Raw genomic sequence first — 22,143 nt, forward strand, 5'->3', positions numbered from 1 at the left:
GGGCGCAATTGGCGTCTGTCGGGTGATCGTTCCCGCGCTCTGCGTAGGAATGCATCCCGCGATGCTCCGCGTCGGGCGCGAAGCGTTAAAGGGAAGGGGACTGCTTGCGTCGTTTCCATTGGGCCAAACGCTCATACAGCGCCTGGGGCGTATCGATCTGTTGCTGCCGCGCCCGGCTGAACAGGATCAACATCAGCTCCGCCGTCGCCAGTGCATCGGCGCTGGCATGGTGGCGTTCGCCGGCCTGTAGCCTGAAGTGGTTGAGCCAGTCGTCCAGCCCGGCTTCGCGGATATGGGCCTCTGGGCATAACAGCGGGGCCAGGTCTGCTACATCCATGAACGGATGGGCCAGGCGATAACCCAGGCTGTCCTTGAGCGCCCGGCACAGCATGTGTTGATCAAACGGCGCATGGAAGGCCAGCAGCGGACTGTCGCCCACGAACGCCATGAAATCCAGCAACGCCTCGGTCGGGTCGCTGCCAGCGGCGATTGCACTGGGCCCCAGCCCGTGGATCAGCACACTGGGGCTGAGCTTGGTGTCGGTGCGCTGCAGGGTGCGTTCGAACAGTTGAGAGAAATCCACCGCACCGTCTTCGATGACCACGGCGCCGATGGACAGCACCTGGTCGCGGTGAAGGTTCAGGCCGCTGGTTTCCAGGTCCACCACTACCCAGCGCTGGCTGCGCAATGGGCCGTTGCCCAGTTCGGCGGGCTTGGGTAACTGTTCCAGGCGCTGCTGTTGCGCAGCGTTGAGCCCAGGTTTTTTGGCGCGCAGCCAGCCAAACAAACTCATAGCTGATACCGCAAGCTCAGGCTGCTTTGCAGGCGTTGGGCCTGGCGCAGGGACTCACGCAGGATGCGCCGATCCAGGTGGTTGAGGCTGTCGGGGTCGACGCGGTTGGAATAGGACAGGTTCTCGCGGGTCTGCAATTGGTGCTGCTGCATGCGGGTCTGCTGGATAAAGTGGTAGGCCTCTTCATAGGCGGCGCCATCCAGGGGTTCGATCACGGCCTTGTCCACCAACTGGCGCAGGCGTTCCAGGGTGTTGTTGGCGTGGATGCCATTGGCCAGGGCTAACAGGCGCGCGCCATCTACAAAAGGTGTAAGGCCCTGCACCTTGAGGTCGAGGGTGGCCTTTTCGCCATGTTTGCGGGTCAGCACGAACTCGCGGAAACGCCCCACCGGCGGGCGTCGCAGTAGTGCATTTTCGGCTAGCATCCGTTGGAACAAGCGGTTATCCGCCACCTGATCGAGAATGCCCTGGCGCAGCTGCTCGCAACCGCGCTCTTCGCCCCACACCACGCGCAAGTCAAAATAGATGCTTGAGCCCAGCAGGTTTTCCGGCGTCGCCTCACGAATGAACGCGCCGAAGCGCCGCGCCCACTCCACGCGGGACAAGCACAGCTCGGGGTTGCCGGCCATGATATTGCCCTTGCACAGGCTGAAGCCGCACAGCGCCAGGCTTTGGTTGATGTGCTGCGCCAGCGGTAGCAAGCGCTCACGCCTTTCGGCGGCTTCGACGGCGTCCTTGGCCTCGAACAGGATGCCGTTGTCCTGGTCGGTGTACAGCGTTTGTTCGCGGCGGCCTTCGCTGCCAAAACACAGCCAACTGAAGGGCACACCGGGGTCGCCTTTTTCCGCGAGGGTCAGCTCGATCACCCGGCACACGGTGTGGTCGTTGAGCAGCGTAATGATGTGGGTGATCTGGGTGGATGAGGCGCCATGGGCGAGCATGCGCTCCACCAACTGGCCGATTTCACCGCGAATCGCCACTAGGTTTTCCACCCGGGGCGCGTTGCGGATGGTGCGGGCCAGGTGCACCAGGTCCACACGCTGCAAGGAAAACAAGTCACGCTCGGAGACCACGCCACACAGGCGCTGGTCTTGCACCAGGCACACATGGGCGATATGCCGCTCGGTCATGGCGATGGCTGCGTCGAAAGCGCTGTGCTCCGGGCTCAAGTAAAACGGCGCCTGGGTCATGTGCCCGGCAATGCTCTGGCTGAAGTCGCTGGCGCCATCGGCGACCACCTGGCGCAGATCGCGCAGGGTGAAGATGCCCAGGGGTGCCTTGTGTTCGTTGACGATCACAATGCTGCCGACCTGCTGTTCGTGCATCAAGGTCACCGCTTCGCGCAACGGTGTGTGCGGGCTGCAGGTGACCGGGTGGCGCATGGCCAATTCACCCAGGCGGGTATTCAAGGAGTATTGGGTGCCGAGGGTTTCCACGGCTTTTTGCTGTACCTGCTGGTTGACCTGGTCGAGCAGGCTGCTGACCCCGCGCAAAGCGAAATCACGAAACGGGCTGGACAGCGCGAACAGCTTGATAAAGGCCGGTTTGTTCAATTGCAGGCAGAAGGTGTCTTCAGCGGCTTTGTGTTCTGTACGGGTCGCGCGTTCACCCAGCAAGGCGGCGAGGGGGAAGCATTCGCCGGTGGCGATTTCAAAGGTGGTGTCCGCCGAGTCTGGACGCTCACCCACGACCCGGCCCTGCTTGACGATATAAAAGTGCTCGACCGGGCCGCCCGACGGTTTGAGGATGCTGTCGCCGGGGCCGTAGAAACGCAGTTGGCACTGTTCCACCAGGAAAGCCAGGTGCGCCTGTTCCATCTGGTTGAACGGCGGGAAGCGTTGCAGGAATTGCAGGGTGCCGTGGATGTTCTGCAACACAGCGGTTTTACCCGCCTGTGCGAATGCATCAGCTTTACTCATAACAGTGACCGCAGTGTTTTTGTCGTTATCGTGCTGCATGGTCGACTCCTGCGCGGTGGGTGCCCATTGGACGTAAGTCTAGGTACCTGGAATGTCCAAGCGATACTTTCATGGCAAGACTGCGAGGTCGCACACCTTCCAACTATAACGCTCGGTGTCTGAGAACACATTATTGGGGCGAGCACAACTGTTAACTACGGCAGTTGCGCTGCAAAAAAAGTGTGGCTATTTTAAAGTTGATGTTCCGATTTTCGTTGCTTTCAATTTTATCCGAGAGGTGTTTGTTATGAGTAAGGACAATGCTGCATTGAATCTCGATAAGGATTTTAATCCCCTGTCGGCTGGATCACATTCACCTACCGAAACGTATTTTAAGGCAATTATTAAACCTGCACTCCCCAGTGGGACTGACATGATTGTTGCCGAAAAGCTCATTTATGCATCCCTTATCGAAGACTCGATCAGTCTGCTTGGTAGTACGGGAACGGGTGCCGATTTTAAGCAGCTTGCGGTCATATTGCCCATCGGAATTAAGGATGGTCGGCATGATCTAGTTATGAACTCAAGCAAACCCTACGCGGTGATTTTTCAAGGTGGACAAGCATCCGGCTCTACAAGTGGGCATGTTGAGTTTAAGCGTGAGACTAATAAAGATATTAGCGGGAATGCTGAATTTAAGATCCAGTATAACGGTAGGGTATATGACGTCGGTGCCAAATTTTCGCTTACCCCGACTGGCGACGTGCCTTGATTGATGTGTTTCGTCAGTGAATGTCTATCAAGCGCAGTACCTGCTGAAGTGTGTTTTGCTTGATGGGCACTTTTGATATTGAGAGATGAATGCAGTTTCTGTCTATGCCCTTCGTACTCCCCTCCTGCGTCGTCACGCCAGCCGAAAATTTTCATCACCCATGATGGTTTCCCTTCAGTCAGCTTTCTTGCTGGCTTTTAAATCCGGTTCACGCCTGCTGGAATGTGCAGCCTTCCAGTCAGATGGGCGGTGCAGATCACTAGGGAAAAACCTTACGTGACTATCGTCCGAAACCCGTAGAAAGCCCACTAGGCAAACTTTCCGACGAAGTGCACATTGTTCGCCCTTCCGCAGATGTCTGACGAGTGTGCTGGGAGATTGATGAGAACTGCTGAGAAACGTATGTCCGACCACGATATTTTGAGTGATGCCGAGCGCGAGGCGCTGAGCGCCGTGATGCTGGAGCCCGATTTGCCCCCCCAACGCGTTTTGATCGTGGACGACGACAAGGACGCGCGTGAATTGTTGGCGGAAATCCTTGGGCTCGATGGTATTCGCTGCATGACTGCCGAAAGTGGCGAGGCTGCGTGGGATTTGTTGAAGACGAGCAGTTCCATCGGTTTGCTGATTACCGACCTGCGCATGGCGCCCAGCAATGGCCTGGAATTGATCCGCCAGGTGCGTGAGTCCACCCGTGCGGCGTTGCCGATCATCATCATGTCTGGAGACGCGGAAGCGCCGGATGTGATTGATGCGATGCATTTGAGCGTGGTGGATTTCTTGCTCAAGCCGATTGATAGCGTGAAGTTGGCGAAGTTGGTGAAGCGGGAGTTGGGGATGGTGCCCTGAGTGTGAGGTGACTGGCCTGGCCTCTTCGCGAGCAAGCCCGGCTCCCACATTTGAAATGCATTCCCCTGTGGGAGCTGGCTTGCCTGCGATTCAGGCAACGCGGTCTAACTGACACTGATAAAAAAGCCCTGATCTTTCGATCAGGGCTTTTTCCATTACAGGCCGTTCTTGGCCTTGAACTCCCGACGCCTGCGGTGTAACACCGGCTCGGTATAGCCATTAGGCTGCTTGGTCCCTTCAATCACCAACTCCACCGCTGCCTGGAACGCGATGTTGCTGTCGAAGTCCGGAGCCAGTGGGCGGTACAACGCATCCCCGGCATTCTGGCGGTCTACCACGGGCGCCATGCGCTTGAGGCTTTCCATCACCTGGTCTTCGTTGACAATGCCGTGGCGCAGCCAGTTGGCGATGTGCTGGCTGGAAATACGCAGGGTGGCGCGGTCTTCCATCAGGCCGACATCGTTGATGTCCGGCACCTTGGAGCAGCCCACACCCTGGTCGATCCAACGCACCACATAGCCGAGGATGCCCTGGGCGTTATTGTCCAGTTCGTTGCGGATTTCTTCCTCGGACCAATCGGTGTTGCTGGCCAGAGGAATGGTGAGGATATCGTCCACCGAAGCGCGCTCGCGCTTGGCCAGCTCGGCCTGGCGGGCGAACACATCAACCTTGTGGTAGTGCAACGCATGCAGGGCCGCGGCGGTCGGCGACGGTACCCAGGCGGTGTTGGCACCGGCCAACGGGTGGGCGATTTTCTGCTCGAGCATCGCCGCCATCAGGTCGGGCATGGCCCACATGCCTTTACCGATCTGTGCACGACCTTGCAGGCCGGTGCTCAGGCCGATATCGACGTTCCAGTTCTCATAGGCGCCGATCCATTTTTCTGCCTTCATGGCCGCCTTGCGCACCATCGCGCCGGCTTCCATGGAGGTGTGGATTTCATCGCCAGTGCGGTCGAGGAAACCGGTGTTGATAAACACCACACGCTCGCTGGCCGCCTTGATGCAGGCCTTGAGGTTGACCGTGGTGCGGCGCTCCTCGTCCATGATCCCGACCTTGAGGGTGTTGCGCGCCAGGTTCAGCACCTCTTCGATGCGACCGAACAGTTCGTTGGTGAACGCGGCTTCTTCCGAGCCGTGCATCTTCGGTTTCACGATGTATACGGAACCGGTGCGGCTGTTCTTGCGGGTGTTGTTGCCGTTGAGGCTGTGGATCGCCGCCAGGCTGGTGATCAGGCCGTCGAGGATGCCTTCGGGTACTTCGTTGCCGTCTTTATCGAGGATCGCGTCGATGGTCATCAAGTGGCCAACGTTGCGCACGAACAACAGCGAACGGCCGTGCAGGGTGACGTCGCTGCCATCCACGCCGGTGTAGACGCGGTCAGGGTTCATGGTGCGGGTGAAGGTCTGGCCGCCCTTGGCCACTTCTTCGGCCAGGTCGCCCTTCATCAGGCCGAGCCAGTTGCGGTAGATCACCACTTTGTCATCGGCATCCACGGCGGCGACAGAGTCTTCGCAGTCCATGATGGTGGTCAGCGCAGCTTCCATCAGTACGTCTTTGACGCCGGCAGCGTCGGTCTGGCCGACTGGGGTGCTGGCGTCGATCTGGATTTCGAAGTGCAGGCCATTGTGCTTGAGCAGGATCGCAATCGGCTCGGCCGCAGGGCCCTGGAAACCGATCAACTGGGCATCGTCACGCAGGCCGCTGTTGCTGCCGCCTTTGAGGCTGACGATCAGCTTGCCATCGACGATTTTGTAGGCGGTGGAATCGACATGGCTGCCGGCGCTGAGCGGTGCGGCTTCGTCGAGGAAGGCGCGGGCGAAGGCAATGACCTTGTCACCACGCACTTTGTTATAGCCCTTGCCCTTCTCGGCGCCGTTGGCTTCGCTGATGGCGTCGGTGCCATAGAGCGCGTCGTACAGCGAGCCCCAGCGCGCATTCGAGGCATTGAGGGCGAAGCGGGCGTTCATCACTGGCACGACCAGCTGTGGGCCGGCCATGCGTGCGATCTCGTCATCGACGTTTTGGGTCGAGGCCTGGAAGTCTGCGGCTTCTGGCAACAGGTAGCCGATGTCTTGCAGGAAGGCTTTGTAGGCCACCGGGTCGTGGGCCTGGCCGGCGTGGGTCTGGTGCCAGGTATCGATCCGCGCCTGGAAGTCGTCGCGTTTGGCGAGTAGGGCTTTGTTCTTCGGGGCCAGGTCATGGATGACCTTGTCGGCACCGGCCCAGAACTGGTCGGCAGTGATGCCGGTACCGGGAATGGCTTCGTTGTTCACGAAGTCGAACAGGACTTTGGCGACCTGCAGGCCACCGACTTGAACGTGTTCAGTCATTGCTTGCCTCACTCTGCGGAGCTTATGCGCTTTTTCAGATTTTCATTATGTAGTGCACGGTTGGGCATACTACATGATGACTTGCGGTTGTGAAAATTAGACTAAATACGTCGTTTAGCGACCCACTTTGGTCGTACGGTCACAGCGGAGAACCGGATGTTCTCAAAAAACTATTGGATTGTTCCAGATAAATATCAAAATGGTACACGATTTGTCTGTGAGAGCTGGCTTGGCTGGGATGGACGTTAACGATCACGCGTACCTTCTGGATATACGCGGCATGTCTATAATCGAGGATCAACCAACCGAGGGACTGCGCCATGGACCATCTTGTACTCACTATTATCGCCGCCGACAAACCCGGCCTGGTTGAACGCATCGCGCAGAACATTGCCAGTCATGGTGGTAACTGGCTGGAAAGCCGCATGGCGCACATGGCCGGGCAGTTTGCCGGGATCCTGCGGGTGAGCGTGCCGAGCGAGCAGCGACAGGCATTGGTGGGGGCATTGGAGGATTTATCCTCCCATGGCATTCGCGTGTTGGTGGGTGAGGGCAGCAGCGGGCAGGCATCGGCGTCCAAGCCGATCCTGATGACCCTGGTGGGCAATGACCGCTCGGGCATCGTGCGTGAGATCACCGCGCTGCTGAGCCAGCAGGGCGTCAACCTGGAACGCCTGAGCACCGATGTGCGCCCGGCGCCCATGAGCGGTGATCCGCTGTTCAATGCCGAGGCGTTGTTGCAAGTGCCGGCCACGCTGTCGCTGGAAACCCTGCAAGAGGCTTTGGAAACCTTGGCCGATGACTTGATGGTGGAGTTGCGTCAGGAGGAATAACGATCCACAAGGTTATGCAGGGAAATCTTGCATGGGCCTGTGGATAACCTGTAGAGACCCGACGCCAGGCCACGCCCGCCGGCCTTCTGCGCAAGTTGAGCAAAAAACGAGCAGTTTCAAGGGCTTGTGCACAAATGGCGGGGATCAGGTTGTGGATAACCTTGGGGTGGAACGCTGCAAGCCACGAAAGCCGTGGCTTGCAGAGGTTTGTACGTTATTTGATCAGCGTTTGCGCACGGTCAGCCAGGCATCCAGGCTGTACACCACCAACCCGGCCCAGATGAAGGCGAAGGCGATCAGGGTGCTCGGCGCCAGGTGTTCACCGAACAACAGCACGGCTTCGAGCAACACCAGCGTCGGCGCCACATACTGCAAAAAGCCCAGGGCGGTGTAGGGCAAGTGCCGTGCAGCGGCGTTGAAGCACACCAGGGGAATCAGCGTCACAGGGCCTGCGGCCACCAGCCACCAGGCTTCGGAGGTGCTCCAGAACGCCAGTTGCGCGCTGTGGGCGGTCGGGTTGAACAGCAACCAGGCGACGGCAATGGGTACCAGCATCCAGGTTTCCACCACCAGGCCTGGCAGCGCTTTGACCGGCGCCTGCTTGCGGATCAAACCGTAGAAGCCGAACGTCAGCGCCAGCGCCAGCGACACCCACGGCAGGCTACCGACTTGCCACACCTGCTGCGCCACACCTACCGCTGCCAACCCCACCGCCACCCATTGCAAACGGCGCAGTCGCTCGCCGAGGATCAGCATGCCCAGCAGCACATTCACCAGCGGATTGATGTAGTAACCCAGGCTCGCTTCGAGCATGCGCCCGGTGTTCACCGACCACACATAGGTCAGCCAGTTAGCGGCGATCAACGAACCGCTGAGGGCCAGGATCGCCAGGCGCTTGGGGTTGTCGCGCAGTTCGCGAAACCAGCCGGGATGTTTCCACACCATCAGCAACAGCCCACCGAACAGTGCCGACCACAATACGCGGTGCACAATGATCTCGGCGGCGGGCACGCTGGCGATGGCTTTGAAGTAGAGCGGGAACAGACCCCAGATGACATAGGCGCTCAGGCCCAGAATGTACCCCTTGCGGGGGTTGGCGGCTTGCATTGCAGAATCCTTGCTCAGGCAGCTAACAAAGCGCAATTGTAAGGATATTTGTCAGACAACGCTCGTTCCCACGCTCTGCGTGGTAACGCCGCCTTGGACGCTCTGCGTTTGTTCTTAAATCGTGACGCGGAGCGTCACAGGATGCGCGCCCACGCAGAGCGTGGGCGCTATGATGGAACGCGTTCAGAAGAGTTTTAGCGGTTCTTCATTGAGCGCCGACAGTTGCTCACGCAACGCCAGCACCTGGTCGCCCCAATACCGCTCGCTGCCAAACCACGGAAAGCTATGGGGAAACGCCGGGTCGTCCCAGCGTCGTGCGAGCCAGGCACTGTAGTGCATCAGGCGCAGGGCGCGCAGCGGCTCGATCAGCGCCAGTTCGCGCGGGTCGAAGTCGTGGAATTCCTGATAGCCGTCCATCAGTTCCGAGAGCTGGCCGAGGCATTCCTGGCGGTCGCCAGCCAGCATCATCCACAGGTCTTGCACCGCCGGGCCCATGCGGCAGTCATCCAGGTCGACGATATGGAACATCTCGTCGCGGCACATCATGTTGCCGGGGTGGCAGTCACCGTGCATGCGGATGTTCTTGTGCGGCGTGGCCTTGTAAACCTCTTCCACACGCTTGAGCAGGTCGCGGGCCACGGACTCGTAGGCCGGCAACAGGCTTTTGGGAATGAAGTTGCCTTCAAGCAAGGTGGTGAGGGAGTCGTGACCGAAATTCTTCACCCCCAGGGCTTCGCGGTGTTCGAACGGGCGGGTGGAGCCCACCGCGTGCAAACGCCCCAGCAGTTGCCCGAGCCGGTAAAGCTGATCGAGGTTGCCCGGCTCCGGCGCGCGGCCGCCACGGCGCGGAAACAGGGTGAAGCGGAAACCTGCGTGTTCGAACAGGCTCTCGCCGTTGTGGATCAATGGGGCGACCACCGGTACATCGCACTCGGCCAGTTCGAAGGTGAAGCGGTGTTCTTCGAGGATCGCCTCGTTTGTCCAGCGCTGGGGGCGATAGAACTTGGCGATCAGCGGTTCGGCGTCTTCGATGCCCACTTGGTACACGCGGTTTTCGTAGCTGTTGAGCGCCAGAACCCGCGCGTCGCTGAGGAAACCGATGCTTTCGACGGCGTCGAGCACTAGGTCTGGGGTGAGTGTTTCAAACGGGTGGGCCATGCGAACTCCTGCGCGCAGCAGGGCGCCGCGTCCGGCCGGGTATGGTAACAGCATAGATAGGCGGTGGCTGTGCGGACGCCTTCGCAGGCAAGCCAGCTCCCACACTGGCATGTATTTACACATCGAGATGTGGGAGCTGGCTTGCCTGCGATAGCGGTCTATCAGGCGCCTACGATCCCGCCATCATCCCGCCGAATCGCCATCACCGACGACCGCGGTTTGCCATTGGGCAGGTGTTCCGGCCAGGTCGAGCCACCGGTTTCCCCTGGGTGCTGAATGCCCACGAACAATGTTTTCTGGTCCGGCGAAAAGCTGATCCCCGTCACTTCACACGCCACCGGCCCCACCATGAAGCGACGGATTTCTCCAGTGCTCGGGTCGGCGCACAGCATCTGGTTATTGCCCATGCCCGCAAAGTCGCCGGCGTTGCTGTAGTCGCCATCGGTCAGGATCCACAGGCGCCCGGCTTTGTCGAAGCCCAGGCCGTCGGGGCTGTTGAACATGTTTTGCGGGTTGATGTTGGACGAGCCGCCCTTGGGGTTGCCGGCATGCACGCCGGGGTTGCCGGCCACCACGAACAGGTCCCAGGTGAAGTCCGTGGCACCGTGGTTATCGGCGTCGGCTTTCCAGCGCAGGATCTGGCCGTAGACGTTCTTCTCCCGTGGGTTGGGGCCGCCTACCGGCTGGCCCTCTTCGCCGCGCTTGGCGTTGTTGGTCAGGGTGCAATAGACCTGGCCGTCCGTGGGGCTGACCACGATCCATTCCGGGCGGTCCATGCGTGTGGCTTTCACCACGCTGGCGGCCAGGCGCGCATGAATCAGCACCTCGGCCTGGTTGGCGAAACCGCTGCTGGCGTCGATGCCGTTTTTGCCATGGGTGAGTTCAACCCACTGGCCTTTGCCCTTGGGGTGGTCGGCGTTGCCGTCGCCCGCGTCGAAGATCGCCACGTACAAGGTGCCGTGGTCGAGCAGGTCTTTGTTGGCCTTAGGGTTGTTGTGGTTGATCTGATCGCGGCTGATGAACTTGTAGATGAATTCACCGCGTTCATCGTCGCCCATGTACACCACGGCGCGACCGTCACGGGTTTCGGCGAGGGCCGCGTTTTCGTGTTTGAAGCGCCCCAGGGCCGTGCGTTTGACTGGCGTGGATTGCGGATCGAACGGGTCGATTTCCACCACCCAACCATGGCGATTGAGTTCGTTGGGGTTCTTGGCCATGTCAAAGCGCGGGTCGTGCTGATGCCAGTTGATGTCCTTGCTGGCGGCCACCACGCCGTAGCGCTTCTGCCCTGCGTCGAAGGTTTGCTGCGGGTTGCTGCTGCCGAAGCAGTCGGTGAAGTTTTCTTCGCAGGTCAGGTAGGTGCCCCACGGCGTCTTGCCGTTGGCGCAGTTCTGGAACGTGCCGAGGACTTTTTTGCCGCTCTTGTCGGCGCCGGTTTTCAGCCAGTCATGGCCGGCGGCAGGGCCACTCAAACGAATCGGTGAATTTCCGTGGATGCGCCGGTTGTAGCGCGAATCCTGGACGAACTGCCAGGTGTCACCCTTGCGGCGCACTTCGATCACCGACACGCCTTCGCTGGCCAGGGCTTTGCGCACGTCTTCGGTAGATTGTGGCGCGCCGCCGTGGGCGTAGAGGTAGCGATAGTTGGTGTATTCGTTGTTGATCGCCATCAGCGCGCGGTTGTCGTCGCCGGGGAATGGAAACAGGCTCATGCCGTCGTTGTTGTCGCCGAACTGTTGTTCCTGAGCCTTGGCGGTGCCATGGCCGGACGGGTCGAAAGCCGGGGCGTTGTTGTGCAGGGGCTGGCCCCAACTGATCAACACCGAAGCACTGTAGCCCGGTGGCAGGGTGATGGTGTCGCTGGTGGCGGCGGCGATGCTGGTGAACCCCAGCAGCGGGCTGGCGGAAGCGGCATTCACGGCCAGGGCGCTGCGGCTCAGCAGGTTACCGCCGAGGAACATCGCAGCGCCGCACAGGGCGCCTGCGCCGATAAAGCGACGGCGGGTCAGGCCCACCATCTGTTCAAGGTCGGTGGCTTGGTTTTCTTCTAATAGGCTCATCACAGGCTCCTTAAGGTTTTTGCAGACACCTTAAGCAGCGCTTGTGACCGAATTGTTGCAGCTTGAAGACGCGCGCCCGTTACACCGGGGTGCCAAGCAATACATGGCTGGGTGCAAACTGCACGCGGATCGGCTGGCCCTGCGCTGCATCAATGGCCTTGAGTGCGACGGGCTGCGCCAGCGCGCACAACACTTGGCCGTTGGGCAGGGCAATACGCACCTCGCTGGGGCCGTCTTCGGCGGCGAGAATGGTCTCGATCCTGCCTTCCAGGCAATTGTGTCCAAGTGTTTCGGTTTGCCCGTCCGCCAGTAATTCAAGCCACCCGGCCTTGATCAGGGCCACTACTTCCACACCGGTCTGCAGTTCCAGGCGCAGGGTGCTGTCGTGGGTGATCTGTGCGTCGAGGTGCAGGCCGCCGGCCAATTGCAGGCGGATCATGTCGTTGTGGCCGTGGCTCTCTATGGCGCTGACCTGGCCGTGCAATTGGTTGCGCGCGCTGGTGCGCAGCATCAAACGGCCCAGCAGATTGAAGTCGCTGGCCGCTTCGTCCGAGCCAAGGATTTCGGCCTGAAGCAGTTGCAGGCGCTGATAGAGGCGCAGCACCCGTTCCCCTTCCTGAGTCAGTTTGGCGCCGCCACCGCCCTTGCCACCGACGCTGCGTTGCACCAGCGGTTTTTGCGCCAGGTTGTTCAGTTCATCAATGGCGTCCCAGGCGGCCTTGTAACTCAACCCGGCACTCTTGGCCGCACGGGTGATGGAGCCCTGCTCGGCGATATGCCCCAGCAAGGCAATACGCTGGGGGCGGCGGATGATGTGTTGGCTGAGAGGGCTGGGCACAGACATGGCAGATACGCTTGGGTGAGATGCGCCGACGTTGCCGCGCTGGCGCAGGGGAGTCAAGTCAGCTGCCGGGTTTGGGCGTACGGGCCAGGCAATACACATCCACCTGGCGCGCGCCGGCGTTTATCAACAAGCGCGCCAGGCGGTGGGCTGTGGCGCCGGTGGTGAGGACGTCGTCTACCAGCGCCAGATGTTGCCCGGCAACCTGGATGCCGGGGGCCAGTGCGAAGGCGTTGAGCAGGTTGCGTTTGCGGGTCTTGGCATCGAGGTCTTGCTGCGCCACGGTTTCATTGGGGCGTAAGAGAGCGTGTTCATCAAAGGGAATGTCGAGGGCGTGATTGAGCCAGCGGGCCAGCATCAACGCTTGATTAAAGCCGCGTTCGCGCAGGCGTTTGCGCGCCATGGGCACCGGTAGCAGGCAGTCGGGGCGCTCCAGTTCGGCGTTATCGAAGCGATGCTGCAAGTGCTGCCCCAGCAGACGCGCCAGCAAGTGCCCCAGCGGCCAACGCGCCTGATGCTTGAAGCGGCTGATCAGGGTGTCCACGGGAAAACTGTAGGTCCATGGCGCGACCACCTGGTGAAAGGCCGGTGGCTGTTTTTGGCACTGGCCGCAGAGCAGTCCGTCCATGGGTAAGGGCAGTGCGCAGCGTTCGCACTGTTCCATCAGCCATGGCAATTCTGTTTCGCAGGCGCTGCACAGGGGCTCGTCTGATTCGATGCACTCATCGCAGATCAAACAAGGCTGTATGCTTTTTAACCAGATGTAAACTTGGTGTTTGTGCTCAGGTTGACAGTGCATGAATCTTCCTTAAATATGCCGAGCATCCGTGTCGTGCCTGTGGGTATTGCCTTTCCCGCAGCGTTTGCCAAAGCATAATCAAGGAATCGCCCATGAGCGCCAGCACCTCTGCCACCCTGCGTCACGATTGGTCTTTGGCCGAAGTCAAAGCCCTGTTCGTGCAGCCCTTCAACGACTTGTTGTTCCAGGCGCAGACCGTGCACCGCGCGCATTTCGACGCCAACCGCGTGCAAGTGTCGACGCTGCTGTCGATCAAGACCGGCGCCTGCCCGGAAGATTGCAAATATTGTCCGCAGTCGGGCCACTACAACACTGGCCTGGAAAAAGAGAAGCTGATGGAGGTGCAGAAGGTCCTCGAAGAGGCCGCACGTGCCAAGGCCATCGGTTCGACGCGTTTCTGCATGGGCGCGGCATGGAAACATCCGTCGGCCAAAGACATGCCCTATGTGCTGGAAATGGTCAAAGGCGTGAAGGCCATGGGCCTGGAAACCTGCATGACTCTCGGTCGCCTTGACCAGGACCAGACCGAAGCCCTGGCCCAGGCCGGCCTGGACTACTACAACCACAACCTCGACACCTCGCCGGAGTTCTACGGCTCGATCATCACCACCCGCACCTACAGCGAGCGCCTGCAAACCCTGGCGTACGTGCGTGACTCGGGGATGAAGATCTGTTCGGGCGGCATCCTTGGCATGGGCGAGTCTCTCGACGACCGCGCCAACTTGCTGATCCAGTTGGCCAACCTGCCGGAGCATCCGGAGTCGGTGCCGATCAACATGCTGGTGAAAGTGGCGGGCACGCCGTTGGAAAACGCCGATGACATCGACCCCTTCGATTTCATCCGCATGCTGGCGGTGGCGCGCATCCTGATGCCGCAGTCCCACGTGCGCCTGTCGGCTGGCCGCGAAGCCATGAATGAGCAGATGCAGGCCCTGGCCTTTTTTGCCGGCGCCAACTCGATCTTCTACGGCGACAAACTGCTGACCACCGCCAACCCCCAGGCGGACAAGGATATGCAACTGTTCGCACGCTTGGGCATCCTGCCCGAAGCCCGTGAAGAGCATGCCGATGAAGTGCATCAGGCGGCGATCGAGCAGGCGTTGGTGGAGCAAAAGAGCAGCGAGCAGTTCTACAACGCTGTGGTGTAACCACCTTTGGAATGCATTCCAGCTCCTCCAGTGGATTGAGTTGAACCTGTTAAATCGAGGCCAGCATGTCTTTCGATCTCGCCGCGCGCCTCGCTGTTCGCCGTGCCGACCATCTTTACCGCCAGCGCCCCTTGCTGCAGAGCCCCCAAGGCCCGCATGTGGTGGTGGACGGGCAACGGTTGTTGGCCTTCTGCAATAACGATTACCTCGGCCTTGCCAATCACCCGCAAGTGATCGAAGCCTGGCGCGCCGGTGCGTCCCGTTGGGGCGTGGGCGGTGGAGCTTCGCACTTGGTGGTGGGCCACGCCACACCGCACCATGAGCTGGAAGAAGCTCTGGCTGACTTGACCGGTCGCCCGCGTGCCTTGCTGTTCACCACCGGCTACATGGCCAACCTCGGCGCGGTCACGGCGCTGGTGGGGCAGGGCGATACGGTATTGGAAGACCGGCTTAACCACGCGTCCTTGCTGGATGCTGGTTTGCTGTCCGGTGCGCGTTTCAACCGCTACCTGCATAACGACGCAGGCAGCCTGGCCAAGCGCCTGGAGAAAGCCACCGGCAATACCTTGGTGGTCACCGACGGTGTGTTCAGCATGGATGGCGACCTCGCCGACCTGCCCGCGCTGGCCCGTGAAACCCGGGCCAAAGGGGCCTGGCTGATGGTGGATGACGCCCATGGCTTCGGCCCGCTGGGCGCCAATGGCGGCGGTATCGTCGAGCATTTCGGCTTGAGCCAGGACGACGTGCCCGTGCTGGTTGGCACCTTGGGCAAAGCGTTCGGCACCGCCGGGGCCTTCGTGGCCGGCAGTGAGGACTTGATCGAGAGCCTGATCCAATTCGCACGCCCGTATATCTACACCACCAGCCAACCACCGGCACTGGCCTGCGCCACCCTCAAAAGCCTGGAACTGCTGCGCAGCGAACATTGGCGACGCGAGCACCTCAACGCGTTGATCCGTCAGTTCCGTCATGGCGCCGAGCAGATCGGCCTGGGGTTGATGGACAGCTTTACGCCGATCCAACCGATCCTGATTGGCGACAGCGCCCGGGCACTGCGCCTCTCGCAGATGCTGCGCGAGCGTGGCTTGATGGTGACTGCCATTCGCCCACCGACCGTGCCCGCCGGCAGTGCCCGTCTACGGGTGACATTGACGGCGGCCCACAGCGAAGCGCAGGTGCAGCTATTGTTAGACGGGTTGCAAGCGTGTTTTCGCTTGTTAGACGCCTCGGAGCCCGGCTATGCGTAATCGACTGATCCTGCTACCGGGCTGGGGCCTGGGTGTGTCACCGCTGGAACCGTTGGCCGCTGCGCTGCACGGCCTGAACGAGCATTTACAGGTACAGATCGAACCCTTGCCGGCGCTGCAGGCCAGCGAACTCGGTGAATGGCTCGATGAGCTCGATGCGACGCTGCCGGACAATGCCTGGCTCGGGGGCTGGTCGCTGGGCGGCATGCTCGCGTCCGAGTTGGCGGCGCGCCGTGGCGAGCGGTGCTGTGGCTTGCTGACCCTGGCGAGCAACCCGTGTTTCGTCGCCCATGACGGCTGGCCCCATGGGATGCCTGCGGAAACCTTCGACGCATTTCTGGCCGGCTGCCATGCCGATTCCCAGGTCACGCTCAAGCGCTTTGGGCTGTTGTGTGCCAAGGGTGCCGAAGACCCGCGCGGCTTGTCGCGGTTGTTGGTCAGCGGTGCGCCGAATACCTCTCCCAGCGTCTTGATGCCCGGCCTGGAGCTATTGGCCCAACTGGATACACGGGCGGCCTTGCAGGCCTTTCGTGGGCCGCAGTTGCACCTGTTTGCCGGCCTGGATGGGCTGGTGCCTGCTGAAGCCGCCAGTGACCTGCTGACCTTGCTCCCCGATGTAGAAATCGGCCTGATTGAACAGGCCGGTCACGCGTTTCTTCTGGAAGACCCTCACGGAGTTGCCGGGGCCATCCAGGCTTTTTTGCATGAGTGTGTTGATGACTGACCTATCCCACCCGCCCTTGCCAGGGGGCTTGCCGGACAAGCGCCAGGTTGCGGCCTCGTTCTCCCGTGCGGCCGCCAGTTACGACAGTGTGGCCGAGTTGCAGCGTGCGGTCGGGCATGAACTGCTCAGCCGTTTGCCGCACGGCCTGGCGCCACAGCGTTGGCTGGACATGGGCTGCGGCACGGGCTACTTCAGTCGCGTACTGGGCGAGCGTTTGCCCGGTAGCCAAGGTGTGGCGCTGGACATTGCCGAGGGCATGCTCAACCACGCGCGTCCGCTGGGTGGCGCCGCGCACTTTATAGCCGGTGATGCAGAACGCTTGCCGCTTACAGCTGACAGCGTTGAGCTGCTCTTCTCCAGCCTCGCGGTACAGTGGTGTGCCCATTTTGATGCGGTGCTCAGCGAAGCCCGGCGTGTGCTGCGACCAGGTGGCGTGCTGGCCTTTGCCAGCCTGTGCGTAGGCACCCTGGATGAGTTGCGCGAGAGTTGGCGGGCGGCGGACGGCCTGGTCCACGTCAATCGCTTCCGCACCTTCGAGGTTTATCAGCAACGGTGTGCGGCCAGTGGCTTGCGCGTGATCAGCCTGGAGCGACAGCCCCACGTATTGCATTACCCCGATGTGCGCAGCCTGACCCATGAACTCAAGGCATTGGGCGCCCACAACCTCAACCCAGGCCGCCCGGGCGGGTTGACGGGCCGTGCGCGGATTGTCGCGCTGGTAGAGGCCTACGAGCAGTTCCGCCAGGCCCAGGGCCTGCCCGCCACGTACCAAGTGGTGTATGCCGTACTGGAGAAACCGTTATGAGCGCCGCTTACTTCATCACCGGTACAGACACCGATGTTGGCAAAACCACCATCGCCGCTGGCCTGTTGCATGCCGCCAGGCTCTCCGGCAAAAGCACGGCCGCCGGAAAGCCGGTGGCGTCGGGCTGCCAACTGACGGCCCAGGGCCTGCGCAATGCCGATGCATTGGCGTTGCTGGCCGAGTGTTCCGTACCGCTCAGTTATGCCGAGGTCAACCCGGTGGCCTTCGAGCCAGCTATCGCGCCGCATCTGGCAGCGCGCGAGGCGGGCGTCGGGCTCACGGTGCAATCGCTGCTCAAGCCGATGCAGCAGATCCTGGCACGGGGCGCGGACTTCACCTTGATCGAAGGGGCAGGCGGCTGGCGCGTGCCCTTGGCCGACCAGGCCAACCTGTCGGACCTGGCCATGGCGCTCAAACTGCCGGTGATCCTGGTGGTAGGCGTGCGTCTTGGGTGCATCAGCCACGCGTTGCTCACCGCCGAAGCCATCGCACGGGATGGCTTGCCGTTGGCGGGCTGGGTGGCAAATATCATCGACCCCAAGACCTCTCGTCTGGAAGAAAACCTCGCCACCCTGGCTGAGCGCCTGCCCGCGCCTTGCCTGGGGCGAGTGCCGAAACTCAAGCACGCCGGGGCTGGCGCGGTGGCCGAGTACTTGGAACTGGACCTGCTTGACTGATTTTGGCTATCGCTAAGGCAATATGCCATTAGTGTTTTTGACGGGCCTTTTGCCAGGATCTCTGGTTCAATCGGGCTTCACGATTCTCTAAAGGCAGGCTTACGCCATGGAAATCTCTGGAAGCAGCGCGTTTTATTCGGGCCTGAGCAGCATTCAGACCGGGCAGAACCGTGTCGACCAGGCGGCCGGCAAGATTGCCAGCGCCGCGACCACCCAGCCATCGGCCGCGCAAAGCGACCGTCTGCAAGCCAATGACCGCGCCCAAGCGTCCAATTCGGCAAGCAACATGGTGGAAATGGCCCAGGGCAAGTTTCAAATCGAGCTGGGGGCGAAAGTCGCCAAGGCTTCGGACGAAATGCTCGGTACGTTGATCGATACCTACGCTTAACTTCTCTATCGCACGCCCGCTTCTCTCTGTGGGAGCTGGCTTGCCTGCGATAGCATCCACGCCTATCACCTGATACACCCTGGCGGCTGCATCGCAGGCAAGCCAGCTCCCACAGTCGTACTGCGACATTCTGCTCTTCCTTAAATCCATGAGGCATCCCGCCAGGCCTCGCCGTGCCTGGCTGACCCGCGTCAAGACAAACGGCATCTGGCCGACGCTTGACAACCCTGGGTCGTAAACGTATGTTTCAAACACCTGTTTGACCGCCATAAAAAATCCATGCGGTTGTTCATCCCAGTTACATCAGCAGAGGTTTATCGCTATGCCTGACTACAAGGCCCCCTTGCGTGATATTCGCTTCGTTCGTGACGAACTGCTCGGTTATGAAGCGCACTATCAGAGCCTGCCGGCTTGCCAGGACGCTACCCCGGACATGGTCGACGCCATCCTCGAAGAAGGCGCCAAGTTCTGTGAGCAAGTACTGGCACCGTTGAACCGCGTGGGCGACATCGAAGGGTGTACCTGGAGTGAGTCAGGCGTTAAAACCCCTGCGGGCTTCAAAGAAGCCTACAAACAATTCGTCGAAGGCGGCTGGCCAAGCCTGGCCCACGACGTGGAGCACGGTGGCCAAGGCCTGCCGGAATCCCTGGGCCTGGCCGTGAGCGAAATGGTCGGCGAAGCCAACTGGTCGTGGGGCATGTACCCTGGCCTGTCCCATGGCGCGATGAACACTATTTCCGAACACGGCACCCCCGAGCAGCAAGAGGCTTACCTGACCAAACTGGTGTCGGGCGAATGGACCGGCACCATGTGCCTGACCGAGCCACACTGCGGCACCGACCTGGGCATGCTGCGCACCAAGGCCGAGCCTCAGGCTGACGGCTCCTACAAAGTCTCCGGTACCAAGATCTTCATCTCGGCCGGCGAGCACGACATGGCCGACAACATCGTCCACATCGTACTGGCCCGCCTGCCGGATGCACCGGCCGGCACCAAAGGCATCTCGCTGTTTATCGTACCCAAGTTCCTGCCTAACGCTGATGGCTCGGTGGGTGAGCGCAACGCGGTCACCTGTGGTTCCCTGGAACACAAAATGGGTATCCACGGCAACGCCACCTGCGTGATGAACTTTGACGCGGCCACCGGTTTCCTGATCGGCCCGGCGAACAAAGGCCTGAACTGCATGTTCACCTTCATGAACACCGCTCGCCTGGGCACCGCGCTGCAAGGCCTGGCTCACGCCGAGATCGGTTTCCAGGGCGGCTTGAAATATGCGCGTGATCGCCTGCAAATGCGCTCGTTGACCGGCCCGAAAGCGCCGGACAAAGCCGCTGACCCGATCATCGTGCACCCTGACGTACGCCGCATGTTGCTGACCATGAAAGCCTTCGCCGAAGGTAACCGTGCGATGGTGTACTTCACCGCCAAGCAAGTGGACATCGTCAAGTACGGCACCGACGACGAAGCCAAGAAACAGGCAGATGCCCTACTGGCCTTCATGACCCCGATCGCCAAGGCATTCATGACCGAAGTCGGTTTTGAATCGGCCAACCACGGCGTGCAGATCTACGGTGGCCACGGCTTTATCGCTGAGTGGGGCATGGAGCAGAACGTGCGCGACAGCCGCATTTCTATGCTGTACGAAGGCACCACCGGCATCCAGGCGCTGGACCTGCTCGGCCGTAAAGTGCTGATGACCCAAGGCGAAGCGCTCAAGGGCTTCACCAAGATCGTGCACAAGTTCTGCCAGGCCAACGAAGGTAACGACGCGGTTAAAGAGTTCGTTGCACCGCTGGCGGCACTGAACAAAGAGTGGGGCGAGTTGACCATGAAGGTCGGCATGGCCGCGATGAAAGACCGTGAAGAAGTCGGTGCTGCCTCGGTGGACTACCTGATGTACTCCGGCTACGCCTGCCTGGCTTACTTCTGGGCCGACATGGCACGCCTGGCCGCCGAGAAACTGGCCGCCGGCACCAGCGAAGAGGCGTTCTACACCGCCAAGTTGCAGACTGCGCGCTTCTACTTCCAGCGCATCCTGCCGCGTACCCGCACCCACGTGGCAACCATGCTGTCGGGCGCCAACAACCTGATGGACATGAAAGAAGAAGATTTCGGCCTGGCTTACTAAGCCTTACCAGGTTCTTCTAGAAACCGCCGCCTCCCTCGGGATGCGGCGGTTTTTTTGCATTTGTGTGGGAGCGCGTCTAAAAAACCGCAGTCCTGCACTCAGGGATTATGATGAGCTGCCGTTACAGTGATGGCAATGTGATACATGCTCGGTCGGTTGTGCTTAACTGATCGCTTGGCGGCACAGTGCCATTATTCGTTAGCGGGTCGGAGCTTTACCCTTGTCACGCGTGTCCGCTGTACGTTTCAGCCATTTTCTCCCTTCGCTGCTGCTGTTGCTGGCCGGGCTCTCGGCTGCGTACGTCAAGGACCTCAGCGTCTTCTTCACCTCGCTGTTCAACGTGCTGCCCACCCTGGTGCTGTTGCTCGGCGGCGCCTATTGCGCGGTGTATCGACGCCAGCGTGAACTGTTCTTGATGGTCACGGTTTACGTCGCCTATTACCTGCTGGATACCCAGACCGACTTCTACCGGGACAATGGCCGCGTGCGTGAAGACGCTGCCGTGGTGTTCCACCTGTGCTGCCTGCTGTTGCCCTTGCTGTTCAGCATTTATGCGCTGTGGCAGGAAAAGACCCATCTGTTCCGCGACTTCGTCGCCCGCTGTGCGGTGCTGCTGGCGGTGGGCAGTGTGGCGCTGGCCCTGGAGCAAAGTTTTCCCCAGGCCTTGCTGGGCTGGTTGGCAGAGATCCGTTGGCCGATGCTGCATGGCGCCTGGATGAGCCTGATCCAACTTTCCTACCCGATGTTCCTGATCGGCTTTCTCACCCTGGCCGCCCAATACTGGTACCAGCCGCGCCCGCTGCACGCCGCACAACTGGTGGGGTTGCTGGGCATGTTCTGGATGTTGCCGCAAACCTTCATCCTGCCGTTCACCCTCAACATCATGTGCAGCCAGGTGATGCTGATGATCGCTGCGGGGGTGGCGCACGAGGCGTATCAAATGGCGTTTCGTGATGAGCTCACCGGCTTGCCGGGGCGACGTGCCCTCAACGAGCGCATGCAGCGGCTAGGTCGCAACTATGTGCTGGCGATGAGCGACGTCGATCACTTCAAACGTTTCAATGACACCCACGGCCACGATGTGGGCGACCAGGTGCTGCGCCTGGTGGCGAGCAAGTTGTCCAAGGTCAATGGCGGCGGGCGGGCCTATCGTTACGGCGGTGAAGAGTTTGCCGTGGTGTTTGCCGGCAAGACCCTGGATGAGTGCATGCCGCACCTGGAGGAGATCCGCGAGATCATCGCCAGCTACGACATCAAGTTGCGCAACCCGGACCGCCCCCAGGACGATCATCAAGGCCGCCAGCGCCGTGCCGGCAGCGGCGCGTCCAGCGTGTCGGTGACGGTAAGCATCGGTGTGGCCGAGCGCCAGGCCGAACAACGCAGCCCCGACGAGGTGCTCAAATCCGCCGACCAGGCGCTTTACACCGCCAAGGGCGCGGGGCGTAATTGTGTGGTCGCCGCCGGGCAAACCCGCCGTGGCGCGGTGCGCATGGAGAGCGCTGCCGGTTGAGTAATGGCGGTGTATTCAGCAGCGCTACAGTGATTGTCCACGGCCACGGCCGGCAGTAGGTTAACCCTATCTG

19 protein-coding genes are annotated in these 22,143 nt (G+C 60.9%); 11 read left to right on the forward strand and 8 right to left on the reverse strand.

The window, feature by feature from the left end; genetic code table 11:
- Positions 1–85: 85 nt before the first annotated feature.
- Both HU730_RS24035 and HU730_RS24040 read right to left on the reverse strand, forming a co-directional pair.
- Positions 86–793, reverse strand: a complete 708-nt coding sequence (locus HU730_RS24035) for a 3'-5' exonuclease (RefSeq protein ID WP_034128859.1) — start codon at positions 791–793, stop codon at positions 86–88.
- The gene (locus HU730_RS24040) at positions 790–2,712 is read right to left on the reverse strand and encodes a putative nucleotidyltransferase substrate binding domain-containing protein (RefSeq protein ID WP_186527637.1); all 1,923 of its coding nucleotides are present in this window, start codon (positions 2,710–2,712) and stop codon (positions 790–792) included. Before HU730_RS24040 ends, HU730_RS24035 begins: the two co-directional genes overlap by 4 nt.
- 286 nt (positions 2,713–2,998) lie before the next feature.
- Between HU730_RS24040 and HU730_RS24045 the strand changes: the two genes are divergently transcribed.
- On the forward strand, positions 2,999–3,463 hold the full coding sequence (locus tag HU730_RS24045) for a hypothetical protein (RefSeq protein WP_186527616.1): 465 nt from the start codon (positions 2,999–3,001) through the stop codon (positions 3,461–3,463).
- Positions 3,464–3,865: 402 nt separating this feature from the next.
- The gene (locus HU730_RS24050) at positions 3,866–4,312 is read left to right on the forward strand and encodes a response regulator (protein ID WP_019817416.1); all 447 of its coding nucleotides are present in this window, start codon (positions 3,866–3,868) and stop codon (positions 4,310–4,312) included.
- A gap of 155 nt (positions 4,313–4,467) precedes the next feature.
- Here the strand turns inward: HU730_RS24050 and HU730_RS24055 are convergent, their stop codons facing one another.
- Positions 4,468–6,645: a malate synthase G gene (locus HU730_RS24055; protein ID WP_186527617.1), complete on the reverse strand. Its 2,178-nt coding sequence runs from the start codon at positions 6,643–6,645 to the stop codon at positions 4,468–4,470.
- A 320-nt stretch (positions 6,646–6,965) separates the two neighbouring features.
- Here HU730_RS24055 and HU730_RS24060 point away from each other — a divergent pair, with 320 nt between their 5' ends.
- A complete protein-coding gene (locus tag HU730_RS24060) occupies positions 6,966–7,478 on the forward strand; it encodes an ACT domain-containing protein (RefSeq protein WP_186527618.1) in 513 nt (170 codons plus the stop codon).
- Between the two features lie 222 nt (positions 7,479–7,700).
- Here the strand turns inward: HU730_RS24060 and rarD are convergent, their stop codons facing one another.
- From rarD to HU730_RS24085, 5 genes are all read right to left on the reverse strand, one after another.
- Positions 7,701–8,585, reverse strand: a complete 885-nt coding sequence (gene rarD, locus HU730_RS24065) for an EamA family transporter RarD (protein WP_034128856.1) — start codon at positions 8,583–8,585, stop codon at positions 7,701–7,703.
- A gap of 183 nt (positions 8,586–8,768) precedes the next feature.
- Positions 8,769–9,743, reverse strand: a complete 975-nt coding sequence (locus tag HU730_RS24070; RefSeq protein ID WP_034128855.1) for a serine/threonine protein kinase — start codon at positions 9,741–9,743, stop codon at positions 8,769–8,771.
- A gap of 161 nt (positions 9,744–9,904) precedes the next feature.
- On the reverse strand, positions 9,905–11,803 hold the full coding sequence (locus tag HU730_RS24075) for a PhoX family phosphatase (protein ID WP_186527619.1): 1,899 nt from the start codon (positions 11,801–11,803) through the stop codon (positions 9,905–9,907).
- Between the two features lie 79 nt (positions 11,804–11,882).
- Positions 11,883–12,647 carry a TOBE domain-containing protein gene (locus HU730_RS24080; protein WP_186527620.1) on the reverse strand — a complete coding sequence of 255 codons (765 nt, stop codon included), beginning with the start codon at positions 12,645–12,647 and terminating at the stop codon, positions 11,883–11,885.
- Between the two features lie 58 nt (positions 12,648–12,705).
- Positions 12,706–13,443 (reverse strand): ComF family protein, encoded by a 738-nt coding sequence (locus HU730_RS24085; RefSeq protein ID WP_186527621.1) that lies wholly within the window; start codon positions 13,441–13,443, stop codon positions 12,706–12,708.
- 92 nt (positions 13,444–13,535) lie between these two features.
- Here HU730_RS24085 and bioB point away from each other — a divergent pair, with 92 nt between their 5' ends.
- The 8 genes from bioB to HU730_RS24125 all read left to right on the forward strand — a co-directional run bounded on the left by bioB (position 13,536) and on the right by HU730_RS24125 (position 22,070).
- Positions 13,536–14,591: a biotin synthase BioB gene (bioB, locus tag HU730_RS24090; RefSeq protein WP_014720209.1), complete on the forward strand. Its 1,056-nt coding sequence runs from the start codon at positions 13,536–13,538 to the stop codon at positions 14,589–14,591.
- A gap of 65 nt (positions 14,592–14,656) precedes the next feature.
- A complete protein-coding gene (bioF, locus tag HU730_RS24095) occupies positions 14,657–15,838 on the forward strand; it encodes an 8-amino-7-oxononanoate synthase (RefSeq protein WP_060763990.1) in 1,182 nt (393 codons plus the stop codon).
- Positions 15,831–16,562 (forward strand): alpha/beta fold hydrolase, encoded by a 732-nt coding sequence (locus tag HU730_RS24100; RefSeq protein WP_186527622.1) that lies wholly within the window; start codon positions 15,831–15,833, stop codon positions 16,560–16,562. The genes bioF and HU730_RS24100 overlap by 8 nt, the downstream gene beginning before the upstream one ends.
- On the forward strand, positions 16,555–17,367 hold the full coding sequence (bioC, locus tag HU730_RS24105; RefSeq protein ID WP_096144778.1) for a malonyl-ACP O-methyltransferase BioC: 813 nt from the start codon (positions 16,555–16,557) through the stop codon (positions 17,365–17,367). Before HU730_RS24100 ends, bioC begins: the two co-directional genes overlap by 8 nt.
- The gene (bioD, locus tag HU730_RS24110) at positions 17,364–18,044 is read left to right on the forward strand and encodes a dethiobiotin synthase (protein WP_034128848.1); all 681 of its coding nucleotides are present in this window, start codon (positions 17,364–17,366) and stop codon (positions 18,042–18,044) included. The genes bioC and bioD overlap by 4 nt, the downstream gene beginning before the upstream one ends.
- Positions 18,045–18,150: 106 nt before the next feature.
- Positions 18,151–18,432, forward strand: a complete 282-nt coding sequence (locus HU730_RS24115; RefSeq protein ID WP_054896780.1) for a hypothetical protein — start codon at positions 18,151–18,153, stop codon at positions 18,430–18,432.
- Between the two features lie 322 nt (positions 18,433–18,754).
- Positions 18,755–20,560 (forward strand): phenylacyl-CoA dehydrogenase, encoded by a 1,806-nt coding sequence (locus tag HU730_RS24120; RefSeq protein ID WP_034128845.1) that lies wholly within the window; start codon positions 18,755–18,757, stop codon positions 20,558–20,560.
- A 220-nt stretch (positions 20,561–20,780) separates the two neighbouring features.
- Entirely contained in the window at positions 20,781–22,070 is a 1,290-nt protein-coding gene (locus HU730_RS24125; protein ID WP_034128844.1) for a GGDEF domain-containing protein, read from the forward strand.
- Positions 22,071–22,143 lie beyond the last annotated feature (73 nt).

The organism is Pseudomonas sp. SWRI22 (assembly GCF_014268395.2).
Lineage (GTDB): Bacteria > Pseudomonadota > Gammaproteobacteria > Pseudomonadales > Pseudomonadaceae > Aquipseudomonas > Aquipseudomonas paracarnis.

Excerpts from the sequence above, each read along its gene's own strand:
- HU730_RS24035 (WP_034128859.1), bottom strand. The coding sequence starts at position 793 with ATGAGTTTGTTTGGCTGGCTGCGCGCCAAAAAACCTGGGCTCAACGCT.
- HU730_RS24040 (WP_186527637.1), bottom strand. The coding sequence starts at position 2,712 with ATGAGTAAAGCTGATGCATTCGCACAGGCGGGTAAAACCGCTGTGTTG.
- HU730_RS24045 (WP_186527616.1), top strand. The coding sequence starts at position 2,999 with ATGAGTAAGGACAATGCTGCATTGAATCTCGATAAGGATTTTAATCCC.
- HU730_RS24050 (WP_019817416.1), top strand. The coding sequence starts at position 3,866 with ATGTCCGACCACGATATTTTGAGTGATGCCGAGCGCGAGGCGCTGAGC.
- HU730_RS24055 (WP_186527617.1), bottom strand. The coding sequence starts at position 6,645 with ATGACTGAACACGTTCAAGTCGGTGGCCTGCAGGTCGCCAAAGTCCTG.
- HU730_RS24060 (WP_186527618.1), top strand. The coding sequence starts at position 6,966 with ATGGACCATCTTGTACTCACTATTATCGCCGCCGACAAACCCGGCCTG.
- rarD (WP_034128856.1), bottom strand. The coding sequence starts at position 8,585 with ATGCAAGCCGCCAACCCCCGCAAGGGGTACATTCTGGGCCTGAGCGCC.
- HU730_RS24070 (WP_034128855.1), bottom strand. The coding sequence starts at position 9,743 with ATGGCCCACCCGTTTGAAACACTCACCCCAGACCTAGTGCTCGACGCC.
- HU730_RS24075 (WP_186527619.1), bottom strand. The coding sequence starts at position 11,803 with ATGAGCCTATTAGAAGAAAACCAAGCCACCGACCTTGAACAGATGGTG.
- HU730_RS24080 (WP_186527620.1), bottom strand. The coding sequence starts at position 12,647 with ATGTCTGTGCCCAGCCCTCTCAGCCAACACATCATCCGCCGCCCCCAG.
- HU730_RS24085 (WP_186527621.1), bottom strand. The coding sequence starts at position 13,443 with ATGCACTGTCAACCTGAGCACAAACACCAAGTTTACATCTGGTTAAAA.
- bioB (WP_014720209.1), top strand. The coding sequence starts at position 13,536 with ATGAGCGCCAGCACCTCTGCCACCCTGCGTCACGATTGGTCTTTGGCC.
- bioF (WP_060763990.1), top strand. The coding sequence starts at position 14,657 with ATGTCTTTCGATCTCGCCGCGCGCCTCGCTGTTCGCCGTGCCGACCAT.
- HU730_RS24100 (WP_186527622.1), top strand. The coding sequence starts at position 15,831 with ATGCGTAATCGACTGATCCTGCTACCGGGCTGGGGCCTGGGTGTGTCA.
- bioC (WP_096144778.1), top strand. The coding sequence starts at position 16,555 with ATGACTGACCTATCCCACCCGCCCTTGCCAGGGGGCTTGCCGGACAAG.
- bioD (WP_034128848.1), top strand. The coding sequence starts at position 17,364 with ATGAGCGCCGCTTACTTCATCACCGGTACAGACACCGATGTTGGCAAA.
- HU730_RS24115 (WP_054896780.1), top strand. The coding sequence starts at position 18,151 with ATGGAAATCTCTGGAAGCAGCGCGTTTTATTCGGGCCTGAGCAGCATT.
- HU730_RS24120 (WP_034128845.1), top strand. The coding sequence starts at position 18,755 with ATGCCTGACTACAAGGCCCCCTTGCGTGATATTCGCTTCGTTCGTGAC.